Annotated in this window: 13 protein-coding genes; 4 read left to right on the top strand and 9 right to left on the bottom strand. The window is 67.8% G+C overall.

Annotated elements, in window-relative coordinates; translation table 11 throughout:
- Positions 1-126: 126 nt before the first annotated feature.
- The 3 genes from cobT to EPO41_RS16265 form a co-directional block, all read right to left on the bottom strand.
- Positions 127-2,040 (bottom strand): cobaltochelatase subunit CobT, encoded by a 1,914-nt coding sequence (gene cobT, locus EPO41_RS16275; protein ID WP_296326952.1) that lies wholly within the window; start codon positions 2,038-2,040, stop codon positions 127-129.
- 13 nt (positions 2,041-2,053) lie between these two features.
- Positions 2,054-3,058, bottom strand: a complete 1,005-nt coding sequence (gene cobS, locus EPO41_RS16270; RefSeq protein ID WP_296326950.1) for a cobaltochelatase subunit CobS — start codon at positions 3,056-3,058, stop codon at positions 2,054-2,056.
- Between the two features lie 111 nt (positions 3,059-3,169).
- Positions 3,170-3,751 (bottom strand): J domain-containing protein, encoded by a 582-nt coding sequence (locus EPO41_RS16265; protein WP_296326948.1) that lies wholly within the window; start codon positions 3,749-3,751, stop codon positions 3,170-3,172.
- Positions 3,752-3,803: 52 nt separating this feature from the next.
- Between EPO41_RS16265 and EPO41_RS16260 the strand changes: the two genes are divergently transcribed.
- The gene (locus tag EPO41_RS16260) at positions 3,804-4,088 is read left to right on the top strand and encodes a BolA family protein (protein ID WP_296326946.1); all 285 of its coding nucleotides are present in this window, start codon (positions 3,804-3,806) and stop codon (positions 4,086-4,088) included.
- A 137-nt stretch (positions 4,089-4,225) separates the two neighbouring features.
- Here the strand turns inward: EPO41_RS16260 and EPO41_RS16255 are convergent, their stop codons facing one another.
- From EPO41_RS16255 to EPO41_RS16240, 4 genes are read right to left on the bottom strand one after another with little or no spacing between them, the layout of a single operon-like run.
- Positions 4,226-4,879: a DUF2889 domain-containing protein gene (locus EPO41_RS16255; RefSeq protein WP_296326944.1), complete on the bottom strand. Its 654-nt coding sequence runs from the start codon at positions 4,877-4,879 to the stop codon at positions 4,226-4,228.
- Positions 4,880-4,907: 28 nt separating this feature from the next.
- The gene (locus EPO41_RS16250; RefSeq protein WP_296326943.1) at positions 4,908-6,212 is read right to left on the bottom strand and encodes an HlyC/CorC family transporter; all 1,305 of its coding nucleotides are present in this window, start codon (positions 6,210-6,212) and stop codon (positions 4,908-4,910) included.
- Between the two features lie 8 nt (positions 6,213-6,220).
- Positions 6,221-7,348: a 3-dehydroquinate synthase gene (gene aroB, locus EPO41_RS16245; RefSeq protein WP_296326941.1), complete on the bottom strand. Its 1,128-nt coding sequence runs from the start codon at positions 7,346-7,348 to the stop codon at positions 6,221-6,223.
- Positions 7,345-7,926 carry a shikimate kinase gene (locus EPO41_RS16240; protein WP_296326939.1) on the bottom strand — a complete coding sequence of 194 codons (582 nt, stop codon included), beginning with the start codon at positions 7,924-7,926 and terminating at the stop codon, positions 7,345-7,347. The genes aroB and EPO41_RS16240 overlap by 4 nt, the downstream gene beginning before the upstream one ends.
- A 319-nt stretch (positions 7,927-8,245) precedes the next feature.
- On the opposite strand from EPO41_RS16240, the gene EPO41_RS16235 reads away from it, so the two are divergent.
- From EPO41_RS16235 to EPO41_RS16225, 3 genes are read left to right on the top strand one after another with little or no spacing between them, the layout of a single operon-like run.
- Positions 8,246-9,187, top strand: a complete 942-nt coding sequence (locus tag EPO41_RS16235) for a site-specific tyrosine recombinase XerD (protein WP_296326937.1) — start codon at positions 8,246-8,248, stop codon at positions 9,185-9,187.
- Positions 9,188-9,220: 33 nt separating this feature from the next.
- The gene (locus tag EPO41_RS16230) at positions 9,221-10,174 is read left to right on the top strand and encodes an acetyl-CoA carboxylase carboxyltransferase subunit alpha (protein ID WP_296326935.1); all 954 of its coding nucleotides are present in this window, start codon (positions 9,221-9,223) and stop codon (positions 10,172-10,174) included.
- Positions 10,175-10,179: 5 nt separating this feature from the next.
- Positions 10,180-11,196, top strand: coding sequence for an LLM class flavin-dependent oxidoreductase (locus EPO41_RS16225; protein WP_296326933.1), 1,017 nt, complete (start codon positions 10,180-10,182; stop codon positions 11,194-11,196).
- A 74-nt stretch (positions 11,197-11,270) separates the two neighbouring features.
- On the opposite strand, the gene EPO41_RS16220 is transcribed toward EPO41_RS16225, so the two are convergent.
- Together EPO41_RS16220 and EPO41_RS16215 are read right to left on the bottom strand one after the other, a co-directional pair.
- On the bottom strand, positions 11,271-12,557 hold the full coding sequence (locus EPO41_RS16220) for a tetratricopeptide repeat protein (protein ID WP_296326931.1): 1,287 nt from the start codon (positions 12,555-12,557) through the stop codon (positions 11,271-11,273).
- Positions 12,554-13,204, bottom strand: coding sequence for a TIGR02466 family protein (locus EPO41_RS16215; RefSeq protein WP_296326929.1), 651 nt, complete (start codon positions 13,202-13,204; stop codon positions 12,554-12,556). The genes EPO41_RS16220 and EPO41_RS16215 overlap by 4 nt, the downstream gene beginning before the upstream one ends.
- Between the last annotated feature and the right edge of the window lie 83 nt (positions 13,205-13,287).

Raw genomic sequence — 13,287 nt, 5'->3', positions numbered from 1 at the left:
GAAGCGAGGCGGAGTGGAGAGACCTTCTCTCCACGATTTGCTGGCATTTGGTGGAGGGAAGGTCTCTCCACTCCGCGCTACGCGCTCCGGTCGAGACGACGGCGCTTCTGAAGTCAAACGACTCGCTCAGGCGGCGCGCTTGCCGGACTTGGCACCCTTGCCGGGCTGCTTGGCCGAGCCGCGGGCGGCGCGGGTGTCCTTCTTCTCGTCGTCGTCGAACAGCGAGGCGAGCTGCTCCATCATCGTGCCGCCGAGCTGGTCGGCGTCGACGATGGTGACGGCGCGGCGATAGTAGCGCGTGACGTCGTGGCCGATGCCGATGGCCACCAGTTCGACCGGCGAGCGCGTCTCGATCCAGTCGATGACGTCGCGCAGGTGCCGCTCGAGATAGTTGCCGGGATTGACCGACAGGGTCGAATCGTCGACCGGCGCGCCGTCGGAGATGACCATGAGGATCTTGCGTTCCTCGGGCCGCGGCAGGAGCCGGTTGTGCGCCCACAGGAGCGCCTCGCCGTCGATGTTCTCCTTGAGGATGCCCTCGCGCAGCATCAGGCCCAGGTTCTTGCGGGCGCGACGCCACGGCGCATCGGCCGGCTTGTAGATGATGTGGCGCAGGTCGTTGAGGCGGCCCGGGTTGGCCGGCTTGCCGGCGGCGAGCCACTGCTCGCGGCTCTGGCCGCCCTTCCAGGCGCGCGTCGTGAAGCCCAGGATCTCGACCTTCACGCCGCAGCGCTCGAGCGTGCGGGCGAGGATGTCGGCGCTCATCGCCGCCACCGTGATCGGACGGCCGCGCATCGAGCCCGAATTGTCGATCAGCAGCGACACGACGGTGTCACGGAAGTTGGTGTCGCGCTCGGTCTTGAACGACAACGCGTGCATCGGGTTGGTGACGACGCGGGTGAGGCGCGCGGCGTCGAGGATCCCCTCGTCGAGGTCGAACTCCCAGGCGCGGTTCTGCTGCGCCATCAGGCGGCGCTGCAGGCGGTTGGCGAGCTTGCCGATCACGCCCTGGAGATGAGCGAGCTGCTGGTCGAGATGGTTGCGCAGGCGGCCCAGTTCCTCGGCGTCGCACAGCGCGTCGGCCTCGACGATCTCGTCGAACTTGTTGGAATACGCGTGATACTGCTGGCCGGCCGGCTCGTTGCTGAGCGCACCCGGCGGCAACCACGGACGCTCGGCGCGGCCCGGCTCCTCCTCGTCGCCCGAGCCCATCTGCATCTCGGTCTGGGCCTGGTCGGCGGCGGTCTCGGAGGCGTCATCCTGCTCGGACGCGTCCTCGCTCTCCTCGCCCTGGGCGCCGTAGCCCTGGGTCTCGCTCGAATCGCTCTGGTCGTCGCCGGTCTCGTTCGACTGACCGTCGGCGTTCTCCTGGTCCTGCGAATCCTCGTTGTCGTCGTCCTGCAACTCGGCGGTCTCGTCGCCGAGCTTGAGGTCGCGGATCAGCTGGCGGGCGGCGCGGGCGAAGGCTTCCTGGTTGGTGAGCGAATCGCGCAGCTTCTGGAAATCGCGGCCGGCGGCGCTTTCCACGTCGGCGCGCCACATGTCGACCATTGCCTTGGCCGACTCCGGGGGCGCGGCGCCGAGCAGTTGCTCGCGGGCGATCAGGCCGATCACGTCGGCGATCGGGGCGTCTTCCTTGTTCTTGATGCGGGCATGGCCGCGCTGGTCGGAGCGCTGGCGCCACAGGGCCGAGAGATTGTCGGCGACGCCGACCATCTTGCGGGCCCCTAAAGCCTCGACGCGAACCTGCTCGACCGCCTCGAAGATCGCGCGCGCCGCCTCGCCGCGGGGGACGCGGCGCAGATGGGTCTTGCGGTCGTGATGGCGCAGCTTCAGCGCCATTGAATCGGCCTCGCCGCGGACGCGGCTCACATCCTCGACCGGCAGATCGCGCGCCGGCACGGTGATGCGGGCTTCCTGGCCCAGCAGTGAACCGCCGTCGGGGACGAAGGCTACGTTCACTTCCTTGCGCGACACCGCCCGCATGGTGGTGGCGGTGACGCGACGAAACTCCTCGAGGGGAGTGGAGTCCTTGGCCATGCGGCCCTCTCCGTTAGTGCAGCTTGCCGCCCTTGGCGCTCGACGACGGCAGTTCCTTGCCGAAGCAGCGCTGGTAATACTCGGCGAGCGTGCTGCGCTCGACCTCGTCGCACTTGTTCAGGAAGGTGAGACGGAAGGCAAAGCCCACGTCGCCCCCGAAGATGCGCGCATTCTCGGCCCAGGTGATCACCGTACGGGGCGACATGACGGTCGAGATGTCGCCAGCGATGAAGCCGGCGCGCGTCAGCTCGGCCAGCGCCACCATGGCGGCGATGGTCTTGCGACCCTCCTCGGTGTTGTAGTGCGGCGTCTTGGCGGCAACGATGTTCACTTCCTGCTCGTGCGGCAGGTAGTTCAAGGTCGTCACGATCGACCAGCGGTCCATCTGGCCCTGGTTGATCTGCTGGGTGCCGTGATAGAGGCCCGTCGTGTCGCCGAGGCCGACCGTGTTGGCGGTCGAGAACAGGCGGAACGCCGGATGGGGATGGATCACCTTGTTCTGGTCGAGCAGCGTGAGCTTGCCGTCGACCTCGAGCACGCGCTGGATCACGAACATGACGTCGGCGCGGCCGGCATCGTATTCGTCGAACACCAGGGCCGTCGGGTTCTGCAGCGCCCAGGGCAGGATGCCTTCACGGAACTCGGTCACCTGCTTGCCGTCGCGCAGGACGATCGCATCCTTGCCGATCAGGTCGATGCGCGAGATGTGGCTGTCGAGGTTGACGCGCAGGCAGGGCCAGTTGAGGCGCGACGCCACCTGCTCGATGTGGGTCGACTTGCCGGTGCCGTGATAACCCTGGACCATTACACGGCGGTTGTGGGCAAAGCCCGCGAGGATCGCCATCGTCGTGTCGTGATCGAACAGGTAGGCATCGTCGACCTGGGGAACATGCTCGGTCGGCGTGCTGAAAGCCGGCACCTCCATGTCGGTGTCGATGCCGAAAACCTGGCGCGCAGAAACCTTGATATCCGGCATGCCCGAAACATTCTGACGCGCCGCGGTCGTCGTAGAGGCCATCACACGAATTCCTACAAAACAATGCCCGCCAATTGCGGGCAAATTCATAGTCGCAGGCAGGATTGTGCACTGCAAGCGGCCAAATGCACGGACAGCCCCAAGCAGGGCTAATCATTCGGCCGGAAGGTGCTCCGAGGCCCGCAGAGTGGAATAGGCGGCGTTGATTTCCTTGAGTTTCTCCTCGGCCTCGCGCGCCCCGCCGTTTGCGTCGGGGTGGTGCAGTTTCACCAGCTCCTTGTACCGGGATTTCACGACTTTCCGGGTAAGCGGCCATGAAAGTTCGAGGACATCGAGCGCGTTCCGCTCGGCCGGGGTCAGTTGTTCGCTGCCATCGTACTTGGGCGGCGGCTTTTCCCCGAGCCCGGCATCGTCGGCCAAGCCGAACGGATCCTTGATGTGGGCATAGGAATTGCCGTTGCGGCGGGCGCCCAGCGGCCAGACCGGCCGGCGCCAGGTCGTGTCGGCGCGGATATGGGCTTCGATCTGGTCGGGTTCCAAGCCGGCGAAATAGTCCCACTTCTTGTTGTAGTCGCGGACGTGGTCGAGGCAGAACCAGCGATATTCGTCGAGCTTGTCGCGCGCGCGAGGCGCCCGGTACTCACCCTGCAGGCGGCAGCCCGGCGCCTCGCAGACGCGCTGGTGCGGCTTCGCACCATCCAGTGCCGCCAGTGGGTTCGCTCTCCGTCGGGCCATCAGGCTAATATGTGTTCAACCAATTGAACCGGCAAGATGAGGCAAGATGGTCATGGGCAAGGTAGCGACGGCGATTGACAGCAAGCTTCGGGCGGCCTTCGCGCCGGTGCGCCTCGCCATCGAAGATGAATCCTCCAAGCATCACGGCCACGCCGGATGGCGTGAGGGCGGCGAGACGCATTTCCGGGTGGAAATCGTGTCGCAGGCCTTCGACGGAAAGACCCGCGTCGCCCGCCAGCGCCTCGTCTATGCCGCCCTCAAGGAAGAACTCGACGCCGGCCTGCACGCGCTCGCGATGGAGACCCTGACGCCGGCGGAAGACGGAAAGAGGTCGTAAGCGCCATGCGCAACCCCCTCACCTAACCTCTCCCCCTATCGGGGGAGAGGAATATGAGATTCGGATTCATGTCCCTCGCCCCCGATAGGGGGAGAGGTTAGGTGAGGGGGCGACGCACGGCGCTGCTCACGACAGCGTCAGCCCTCCATTTCCACGTCCTTGCCTTCGACGGCGGCGCGGACGGCCTCGGCGTCGGGGCCGGTATAGAAATGCGGCACCCAGCGTTTGGTGATCTCGCTGTCCGACGCCCAAGTGTGGCAGGTGTCGAGCATGTAGGGCTTGCGCCGCGGCTTGGGCGGGGCGTCGGGATTCTTCGGCGGCAGGGTGCCAGCCTTTTCGCGATGGGCCCGGTTGAGGTCCTGCGCCTTCTTCGACGAAACGGTCTGGAACGCCGTCGTCGCGACAGGCCCCAGCAGCTCGACGATGTGCGTGCAGCCATGGATGCCGCCCAGCCGCTCGCGCACCGCGCGATGGAAGCCACCGCCGATGCGCAGGCCGATCAGCTTCCGGAAGGCCGGCGCGATGTCGCCGCACATCCGGTAGGGTGACTTGTCGGTCACCGCCTCGGCGTCGACGATCGTGAACTTATGGTCGATCGTCAGCCGGATCGACATGTCGTGGACGAAGTCGCCCGGCTGCAGCGGCCCGCGCCATTCATTGGCGTGCTCGTAGGTCTTCTCGTCGGTGATGCGGCCCTCGATGTCCCACAGCCCGTCGTCGCGGAAAAATCCCTGGCAGACGACGCGGCGCGTATGAAGGTGCTGTCGCCCGACCGGCGGCGAAAGCGGCATGGTCGTTCCTCGTGGTGTCGGGTGGAAGTCAGTTGCCCGTCTGTATGGCGGTGGGCGGCACGATCCGCAACTCGGCGACGCGCGTGCCCTCGCGCTTCAAAATCTCGAAGCGGAATCCGTAAAATGCATAGACTTGGCCGACTTCGGGGATGCGCCGCGCCTCGTGCAGCACCAGCCCCGCGATGGTCGTGGCGACGCTCTCGGGCAGGCCCCAGCCGAACTCGCGGTTGAGGTCGCGGATCGGAACGTCGCCCCGGCAGACCACGCTGCCGTCGTCGCGCCGGGCGACGCCGCGGCGGATGGCGTCATGCTCGTCCTCGATGTCGCCGACGATCTCCTCGAGGATGTCCTCGAGCGTGACGATGCCGCGCAGTGCGCCGTATTCGTCGACCACCAGGGCGAAATGCTCGTGCCGGGCGCGGAAGGCCTCGAGCTGGTCGAACAGGATCGTGGATTCCGGAATAAACCAGGGAGGGGTCAGGATCGGGTCGATCTGCACCGATTTCGGACCGCCCGCCGCCTCGACGGCGCGGAAGAGATCCTTGGCGTGCATGATGCCCACGACATTGTCCGCCTCGCCGCGATAGAGGGGGATGCGCGTATAGGGCGCTGCCAGCATCTGCGTGACGATGGCCTCGGTCGGCTGGTCGGCGTCGATCAGCACGACGTTGCCGCGATGGGTCATGACGTCGCCCACCGTGCGGTCGCCCAGATCGAGGACGGAGCGCAGCATGGCCTTTTCGGCCGGCGCGCTGTCGCCGGTCTGGCCCTCGCCGTGCAGTTCGATGGCCCCGCGCAGCGCATCGCTCTGCTCCTCGGCGTCGGGCGTGCGGTCGGTGCGCACGTTCAGGAGCCTGAGGAAGAAGCGCGAGACCGCCGCGACGCCGCGCGCCATCGGGCCGAGGATGGTCAGCGTGACCATGATCGACGGCGCCAGCGCCAGCGCCACCCGGTCGGCGCGCAGCAGCGCCCAGGTCTTGGGCATGACCTCGGCGAAGATCACGATCAGGACGCCGATGACGATCGTTGCGTAGACGACACCGGCCGCGCCGAACAGGGCCGTCAGCACCGCCGTCGAGAGCGAGGCGGAGAAGATGTTGACCACGTTGTTGCCCAGCAGGACGGCGCTCACCGTCTCGTCCTTGCGGTCGAGCAGCGCGTTCACGACGGCCGCCTTCGGGTTGCCCTGCTGGGCGAGACGATGCATGCGCGGCCGCGAGGCGCCCGTGATCGCCGTCTCCGCCGCCGACAGGTAGGCCGCCAGGAGCAGGCAGAGCACCACGAGCGGAACCGCGAAGGAAAGCGGGATGTCGAAATGCAGCTCGGCGTCCATGCCGCTCCTCAGGCCGCGATGGCGTCGTCGAGCAGACCGCGCAGGCCCGCCTCGTCGACGTCGCGGGTGACGAAGGATTTTCCGATGCCGCGCGCCAGCACGAAGGTGAGCTTGCCGCCCTCGGCCTTCTTGTCGCCGCGCATGTGCTCGATCAGCTTCGCCGCATCCCAGGTGCGGCTGTTGTCGCCGCCGATCGTGCGCAGCCGGACGGGCAGGCCGACGGCGCCGAGATGGCGCCGCACGCGCTCGGCATCGGCGGCGGGGCAGAGGCCGAGCCGGGCCGACAGGTCGAAGGCCATCGCCATGCCGGCGCCGACGGCCTCGCCGTGCAGCAGCGCCCCGCCGAAGCCGGTTTCGGCCTCGAGCGCATGGCCGAACGTGTGGCCGAGATTGAGGAGGGCGCGCAGGTCGGTGGTCTCGCGCTCGTCGGCCGCGACGATACGCGCCTTCGACAGGCAGCTCTGCTCGATCGCGTACGTGCGCGCCGTGGCATCGCCGGCCAGCACCTTGTCGCCGTTGGCCTCGCACCAGGCGAAGAAATCCGGATCGTCGATCAGCCCGTATTTCGCGACCTCGGCGTAGCCTGCCAGCAGCTCGCGGCGCGGCAGCGTGTCGAGCGCCGTGGTGTCGGCCAGCACGAGGCGCGGCTGGTAGAAGGCGCCGACCAGGTTCTTGCCATGGCGGGTGTTGATGCCGGTCTTGCCGCCGACCGAGGAATCGACCTGGGCCAGAAGGGTGGTCGGCACCTGGACGAAGTCGACACCGCGCAGCAGCACGGCGGCGGCGAAGCCCGTAAGGTCGCCCACGACGCCACCGCCCAGCGCCACCAGCGTGGTCTTGCGGTCGGGGCGCAGGTCGAGCAGCTCGTTCATCAGCCGCCCGAAGCTCGCGAAGTCCTTGCTGCTCTCGCCGGCAGGCACCGTCACCGTCCGTGTCTTGATGCCGGCCTTCTCGAACGCGGCGGCAAGGCGCGCGCCGTAGAGCGGCTCGACCGTGTCGTCGCTCACGATGGTGACCCTCGGCGCGGCCAGCAGCGGGCGCGAGAGTTCACCGGCACGATCGATCAGGCCGGGACCGATGACGATGTCGTAGGCGCGGCCGGCCAGGTCGACACTGATGGTACGGGGCGAACTCATGCCGTCTGTCCTGTCGTCTGGGGCTGCCCGTGTGCCTGGACCCGCAGGTGCGCGCGGATCGCGTCGATCACCTGTTCGGTCGTTCGGTCGGCCGGCTGGGCGGTCGAATCGACCACGATGTCGGCCTCGGCGTAGATCGGATAGCGCTGCTGCATGAGCCGCGCGAGAATTTCCTTCGGATCCCCCTGGCGCAGCAGCGGACGGTGCGTCCGCTTCTTCACCCGGTCGAACAGCACGTCGAGTTCGGCGCGCAACCACACGGTCAACGCCTTGGCCCGCAGCAGCGCGCGCGTTTCAGGGTCCATGTAGGCGCCGCCGCCGGTCGACAGGACACGCGGCGTCTCGTCGAGCAGCCGGGAGATCACGCGGCGCTCGCCGGCGCGGAACTCCTGCTCGCCGAATCTCTCGAAGAATTCGGCGATGGTACAGCCGGCCGCGCGTTCGATCTCGTCATCCGCGTCGACGAACGGGAGGCCGAGTCTTGCCGCCAGTCGCTTGCCGATGGCGCTCTTGCCCGCGCCCATCAGCCCCACCAGGGCCACGGTGCGCGGCAAGGACAGGGGGGAAGAGGCGTCCATGTCGAGCTGCAGCCATGCATGTCGCCCATAATGACCCGGGTTTCAAGCGACCGGCCTCCGATCAGGGCCGCCCGCGCTCTCGGCAATTGCCGCCCGGACGGTGGGCAGGTAGGTTGCCGCGGTCGTGGCCCTGTTCCGCTCCAGAAACCGATTCAGCATGCCCACCCTGCGTCTCGGGCCTGTGATAGCCGTCGCTGTCCTTGCCGTGGTGATTGCCGGGCTGGTCGCTCTCGCGGTCGTCGAGCCGCGCCCGCCGCTCAGGCATTTCGAGATACCCGTCCCCAATGAGCGTCTTGCTCGCTAGCCGCGCTCACGGCCCGTGAAGCGCAAGCCGGCCTTCAGGCATGTACGCGAGGCCGAGGCCTTTCTCGAGATGCTGCAGGCGGAGCGCGGCGCCTCGAAGAACACGTTGCTCGCCTACGCCGCGGACCTGGCCGACCTCCAGGGTTTCCTGGCGCGGCGCAAGCAGAGCCCGGTGACGGCCGATGCGACGGCACTGCGCGCCTATCTGAAGTCGCTCGACTATGTCGGCATGACGCCGCGCACGGTGGCGCGGCGTCTGTCGGTGATGCGCCAGTTCTTCCGCTTCCTCCTGGCCGAGCGGCGGCGCGACGACGATCCGGCGAGCACGCTCGATTCGCCGAGGCTCGGCCGGCCCCTGCCCAAGGTCCTGTCGCGCGAGGAGGTCGACCGCCTGATCGACGCGACACGCGCCAGGGACGCCGTCGACGGCGGCCGCATGGCGACCCTGCTCGAGATCCTCTACGCCGCAGGCCTGCGTGTGTCGGAGCTCGTGAGCCTGCCTCTGTCCGCGGTCGAACGCGATCCCTCGATGCTGCTGGTGCGGGGCAAGGGCGACAAGGAGCGGCTGGTGCCGCTGTCGGACCCGGCGCGGATGGCGATCGTCGCGTGGCTGCGCATGCGCGCCGGCCAGCTCGCCGAGGGCGAGACGTCGCGGTTCCTGTTTCCCTCGCGCGGCCGGACCGGCCACCTGACGCGGCAGCGTTTCGCACAGCTCCTGAAGGAAGCGGCGCTGGGGGCCGGCATCGATCCGGCACGGGTGTCGCCGCACGTGCTGCGCCATGCCTTTGCCAGCCATCTGCTGGCGGGCGGGGCTGATCTGCGCTCCGTCCAATTGATGCTGGGGCATGCGGATATCGCCACCACCCAGATCTACACCCACGTGCTCGACGAAAAGCTGCGGTCGCTGGTGCAGGAGCATCATCCGCTGGCACGGCGAAAGCGCCGGCCGGCCGGTTGACAGGATTCCGCGACCGGGCGACACCTGCCCTCAATGACGACTTACCTCGACTTCGAGAAGCCGATCGCGGAGCTGGAAGGCAAGATCGCCGAGCTTCGGCACCTGCCCAATTCCGGCGACGTCGACATCGCCGAGGAAGTCATGCGCCTGCAGGACAAGGCGCATAAGCAGATTCGCGCGACCTATGCGAAGCTGACGCCGTGGCAGAGGGTCCAGGTTGCCCGCCATGCCGAACGGCCGCATGCCCAGGCCTATATCGACCGACTGATCACCGACTACACGCCGCTGGCCGGCGACCGCGCCTTCGGCGAGGACGCCGCGATCGTGGGCGGCATGGGCCGCCTGCAGGGCCGCAGCATCGTCGTGCTGGGTCAGCAGAAGGGCGACGACACCGATTCGCGCATCAAGCACAATTTCGGCATGGCGCGGCCCGAGGGCTATCGCAAGGCGCAGCGCCTGATGCGGCTCGCCGACCGGTTCAAGCTGCCGGTGCTGACCCTGGTCGACACGCCCGGCGCCTATCCCGGCATCGAGGCCGAGGCGCGCGGCCAGGCGGAGGCGATCGCCAGCTCGATCGAGACCTGCCTCGGGCTCGGCGTGCCGCTGGTCAGCGTGGTGATCGGCGAGGGCGGTTCGGGCGGCGCGCTTGCCATCGCCTCGGCCGACCGCGTCTACATGCTGGAGAACTCGGTCTATTCGGTGATCACGCCGGAAGGCTGCGCCTCGATCCTGTGGCGCAACAACGCCAACGCGCAGGATGCGGCCGAGGCGATGAAGGTCACGGCCGCCGACCTCAAGAAGCTCGAGGTGATCGACGACGTGATCCCCGAGCCGATGGGCGGCGCCCATCGCGCGCCCGGCGAGACGATCGACGTCGTGGGGCGCGTCGTGGCCGAGGCGATCGCCGACCTCACGAAGCTCGACGCCGACACGTTGCGCGAGCGCCGCCAGGACAAGTTCCTGGCGATGGGCAAGAAGGGCCTCTGACTTCCTTGTCGCTGCGTCTCAGCGTTCTCGACCAGTCGCCGATCCGCAAAGGCGGCACGCCGGCCGAAGCCGTGCGCGACACGCTGGAACTGGCGCAGCTCTGCGACCGCCTGGGCTACACGCGTTACTGGCTGGCCGAGCACCATAGCAGCGAGGCGCTGGCCGGCTCGACGCCCGAGGTGCTGATCACGCGCGTCGCCGGTCTCACCGAGCGCATCCGTGTGGGCTCGGGCGGCGTGATGCTGCCGCACTACAGCGCCTACAAGGTGGCGGAGAACTTCCGCATGCTGGAGACGCTGTTCCCCGGCCGCATCGACGTCGGAATCGGCCGTGCCCCGGGCAGCGACCAGCAGACGATGCGCATCCTGGCCGACGGCAAGCCCAACTGGAGCAACGCCGACAAGTATCCCTACCAGGTGCGCGACCTCGTCGCCTGGCTGCACGACGCGCTGCCGCTGAACCACGAAGGCACTGGCGTCGTGGCGCAGCCGACCGGCGAGACGGCGCCCGACGTCTGGCTGCTGGGCTCGAGCGACGACAGCGCGGCGCTTGCCGCTCATTTCGGCCTGCCGTTCTGCTTTGCGCACTTCATCAATCCCGACGGCGGCGACGGCGTGACGCGCGCCTATCGCGCGCATTTCAAGCCGTCTTCGCTGCACCCCAGGCCGGTGCCGATGATGGCGATCTCGGTCCTGTGCGCCGAGACCGACGAGGAGGCTGATCTTCTTTCGCGCAGTCGCGAGGTCTGGGCGATGCGGCTCAGGACGCTGGGCAACCCCGGCCCCGTGCCGTCGGTCGAGGAAGCGCTGGAAGCGGCGAAGCAACCGGGCGCCGAACGCTGGCTGCCGGCGCTGCGCCGCCGCTCGGTGGTGGGCTCGCCCAAGACCGTCCGCGCCGGCCTCGAACGCCACGCCGCCGCCTACGAGGTCGACGAGATCATGGCGGTCACGATCTGCTACGACTTCGAGAAGCGGAAGCGGTCCTACGAGCTGCTGGCGAAAGAGTTCGGGCTGAGCGCGTAGCGTCTCAACGGAGCGCGCCACTCCAGTGGCGCTCATGATCATGATTGCGCCACTGGAGTGGCGCGCTCCAATGATCAAAGCCCCGCCAGCGGGAAGCCCTTGCCTTTGCCGTTCTGCGGCCGGCGCTTCTCGATCATCGCGCGAGCCTCCGCGGTGCGGCCGGCCTTCACCATCGCCGACGTCACGACGTATTCGAGCAGGTCGCGTTGGGCGCGGCTGCCGCCCAGGCGCTCGTGCGTCGCGAGCAGCGGCTCGATTTCGCCGATCGCGCGCGTCCAGTCGCCCTGCGCATAGGCTTCGAAGCCGCGCGCCAGCGGCGGCAGCATGTCGGCCGTGGCGCCGGCCGGCTTCTCCGTGAACTTTGCCAGGGCCGCGCCATCGCCGGCCATCGCGTAGGCCAGCACCGTGTGCATGTCGACGAAGCCCAGGCCCGGACGTCCGAACCACTTGGTGTTGTAGTCGGCAATCTTGCGCCAGCGCTGCGCCTGGCGCGGTTCGCCCGCCATCTCGGCGCGCGCCAGGAACGCCACGCAGTCGGTCGCGACATTGATCTGCGGTCCCCAGGCGACGGCGGGGCTGAGCGCGTCGTCATAGATGCGCCAGGCTTCGTCCATCCGCCCGGTTTCCATCGACCACAGCGCGAGATGCCAGCTGTTGTGGACGTGCATGAGGCCGTCGCGCGAATAGTCCTTCATCCATTCCTTCAGGAAGGCGAGCCCGGCCTCGCGCTCGCCCAGCTCGTAGAACAGATGCCCGCGGATGTGCGCGGCGTGGGCGCTCCTCGGAAAGGCTTCGAGCGCCGCATCGATGTTGCGCCGGCCCTCGTCGAGCTTCTGCAGCTCGATCTGGGCGAAGGCGAGCTGCGTGCGGTACCACCAGTCGTCGCCATAGTGCTTCTCGAAGGGTTCGAGCAGCGCCAACTGATCGACCTCGCGGCCGGTCATGCCGGAGAAGCCGATCAGGCCGAAGACGCTGGTCGCGGGTGCGAGCGCCATGGCGTCGCGCGGCCACTCCTTCATGTGTTCGCGGATCGCCTCGAGGGCGGCGGCGCCCTGGCCGGTCAGGATCTTCTCGAAGATCGCGATCTGGCTCTGCTCGCGCGGGGTGGCGTTCGCCGCCAGCTCCTTTGCGCGCGCCAGCGGCTGCTTGGCCTCGTGGCCGCGGCCCAGCAACTGCTTGGCGCGGGCCAGCGAAATGTGCCCCAGCGCGAAGGTCTCGTCGGCTTCGACGGATTTCTGGAAGGCCGTGTCCATGCCGGGTGTCGCGGCCATCAGGCTGTCGACGCCCGCGAGATAGGCGTCGCGCGCCGCGACCGATTGGGTGCCGAGTTCGTTGCCGTAGCGATCCTGCAGGCTGCTCATGCGTTCTCCTTGCCCGCCGTGGGATCCCACATCGGTGAAGCCATGGTCTCGGTGAAATTCTTGAACATCAGGTTGAACGAGATGCTGATGCGCTCGCTCTCACCGTCGTTGGCCGGCACCGTGTGCTTCAGCCAGGAGGGGAAGATCACCATGCGGCCTTCCTTGCTCGGCGCGTTGGCGCCGTTGGCCGTGAGGCGCGTGTACTGGCGGGGTCTGGGCATGATCATCGAGGCCTGGCCGCGGGGATCTTGGAACAGGATCTGCGAACCGCCGGCCGGGATCGACACGTAGTAGACGCCGCTCAGGTAGTTGTTCGGATGGTGGTGCATCGGATGGTAGGCGCCCGGCGGATTGATGTTCGCCCAGCATCCGGTGATCGCCATCGGATACTGATCGACCTGCAGGAAGCGGGCGACGCCGCGGCCCGCCGTCTCGACCAGTTTCACGAACTCGGCGAAGGCCGGTCGCGTGTGCAGATCCTGCGGCGTCTGCCAGTTGCTGCCGGCCGGCACCTTCGGACGAGGCGCGATCAACCGTTCGATCTCGGCCTTTAGTTTCGCATTGAGGCTGGCTGCGGCGGCCGGCTGGAGGTCCACGATCCACAACGGGGTCGGGAAGATCTCCTGCACTTCCTGCTTCTCGATCATGGCTGAAAGTATATCCCGCGATTGCCCGGATGTCCGTTAGGTGGTCCAATCCGCCGCATAAGCAAAGCGAGGAGGAGAATCCC

It is taken from the genome of Reyranella sp. (assembly GCF_004297265.1).
In the GTDB taxonomy this organism is placed as follows: Bacteria; Pseudomonadota; Alphaproteobacteria; order Reyranellales; family Reyranellaceae; genus Reyranella.
The sequence above is the reverse complement of the archived record's forward strand: the minus strand, read 5'-3'. Positions and strand labels throughout refer to the sequence as shown.